Source organism: Neisseria sp. P0009.S007 (assembly GCF_051962515.1).
In genome coordinates this window covers 1-1,341 of the sequence record NZ_JBQCVF010000372.1, presented here as the reverse complement: position 1 = coordinate 1,341, position 1,341 = coordinate 1, and the positions used below count along the sequence as shown (strand labels likewise).

Below are 1,341 nucleotides of genomic sequence, written 5' to 3'. Positions count from 1 at the left end.
GACGGCCTCAAAAAATTTATTAATCATTGAATCATATCGTGCCACAGGCCGTCTGAAAAGGGAAGAAACGCCTTCCTTCAAGTTTAATGAAAGATAAGCATGATTACTCTAACGGATTGGCTTAGGCAATGTTGAAACCCCTACCCTGCTTTTTGTCTTTAACGGCCACTGCAAACCGGGCATTCGGGATTGTGTCTTACCCCGTATTGCTGCCACTTTCCGCTCAACGCGTTATAGGTAGAAAGTTTGCCGTGCGACGGCGTACCGATACCGGTCAGCACTTTGAGCGCTTCGGCGGCTTGGGTCGTTCCGATAATGCCGACCAATGGCGAAAAAACGCCAAACAATGCACAAGTGCCGTCGCTGGCTTGTTCTCCGTCAAACAGGCAGGCATAGCAGGGCGTATCGGGAAGATCGGGACGGTACACGGCAATTTGTCCATCAAAGCCGACGGCTGCAGCTGAAACCAAAGGCGTGCGCGTGGCAACGGCGGCGCGGTTGACCGCTTGGCGCGTGGGATAATTGTCGGAACAATCGAGGATGATGTCCGCGGCGTTTGCCAATTCGACAAGCCTGGTTTCATCGAGAAATTCGGCAATGGCTGTAATGTGTGTTTGGCTGTTGATCTGTTTCAGACGGCCTTGCATGACCAAAGCCTTGTTTTTGCCGATGTCGGCTTCGGTAAACGTGATTTGGCGTTGAAGGTTGGTCTCGTCGATGGTATCGGCATCGGCAATCGTCAGGCGGCCGATACCGGCGGCGGCAAGATACGGCAAGGCCGCCGCACCCAACCCGCCGCAACCGACAACGAGCACATGGGCGGCTAAAAGTTTTTCTTGGCCTTCGATACCGATTTCGTCAAGCAGGATATGGCGGCTGAACCGCAGGAGTTGTTGATCGTTCATCATAACAATAAGGCCGTCTGAAACCCAACGTTCAGACGGCCTGAGTGGTTTAGAAATTAATATTTTCGTAGGCGTTGTCAAACAGGAAAGGACGGCCTTCGCTGCTGGTTTCGGATTCAAGGCGGATGCCGCTGAGCATCATATTGCGGTCAACGTCTTTCATCATGTCGTAAACGCTCAAGAGCGCCAAATTGAGGCCGGTCAGGGCTTCGGTGGCAATGCTGCCGTTGCTGTGCGCTTGGACGGTCAATGTGGCTTTCAGGCAGGCCAGCTCGACGTTAATATCGAAATCAACCTGCACGCCGATGATGCGGCCGGGCAGGTGCAGCGGAATCAGGTTGCCGCTTTGTTTGATGTTTTGAATGGCGGCAACGCGGGCGATGGTCAGGATACTTGCCTTTTCGGTGGCATTCTCTATCAACACCCGTATCGCCTG

2 protein-coding genes are annotated in these 1,341 nt (G+C 53.2%); both read right to left on the bottom strand.

The window, feature by feature from the left end; all coding sequences use genetic code 11:
• Nucleotides 1-158: 158 nt before the first annotated feature.
• Nucleotides 159-905, bottom strand: a complete 747-nt coding sequence (locus ACTHS3_RS13360; protein ID WP_440368174.1) for a HesA/MoeB/ThiF family protein — start codon at nucleotides 903-905, stop codon at nucleotides 159-161.
• Nucleotides 906-954: 49 nt separating this feature from the next.
• A partial coding sequence (locus tag ACTHS3_RS13355) for a cyclic pyranopterin monophosphate synthase MoaC (RefSeq protein WP_440368173.1) occupies nucleotides 955-1,341 on the bottom strand: 387 nt, incomplete at its 5' end.

Bases quoted from the DNA above. Each gene is read 5' to 3' on its own strand.
- ACTHS3_RS13360 (WP_440368174.1), bottom strand. From the start codon at position 905: ATGAACGATCAACAACTCCTGCGGTTCAGCCGCCATATCCTGCTTGAC.